We start from the raw sequence: 402 nt of genomic DNA, 5'->3' as shown, positions 1-402 counted from the left end.
TCGCCTTTACCGTAAATAGGTAGATCTTTACCTTCAAGCGCATTAAGGATAACCAGTGGAATCAGTTTCTCTGGGAAGTGGTATGGGCCGTAGTTATTTGAACAATTGGTTACCATAGTTGGCAAGCCGTAAGTGCGTAACCATGCGCGCACTAGGTGATCGCTCGAAGCTTTTGATGCTGAGTATGGGCTTGATGGCTCATACGACGTTGTTTCTAAAAACATCGGCAGGTCGGTGCCTTCTGGAACCTCATCTGGGTGAGGAAGGTCGCCATACACTTCATCCGTTGAAATGTGGTGAAAACGGAATACTTGTTTCGCATCTTCTTCCAGTGTATTCCAGTACTCGCGGGTTGCTTCTAATAGGGTATAGGTGCCGACAATATTGGTTTCAATGAACGCC

Annotated in this window: 1 protein-coding gene; it reads right to left on the bottom strand. The window is 46.5% G+C overall.

Translation table 11 applies throughout. From position 1 onward, the window contains the following. Nucleotides 1-402: GDP-mannose 4,6-dehydratase (locus tag AB4517_RS21315; RefSeq protein WP_372149865.1), on the bottom strand; the 402-nt coding region annotated here is incomplete at both ends.

Source organism: Vibrio sp. 10N.222.52.C3, from assembly GCF_041474195.1.
In the GTDB taxonomy this organism is placed as follows: domain Bacteria; phylum Pseudomonadota; class Gammaproteobacteria; order Enterobacterales; family Vibrionaceae; genus Vibrio; species Vibrio crassostreae_C.
This window is presented reverse-complemented; position numbering and strand designations above follow the sequence as displayed.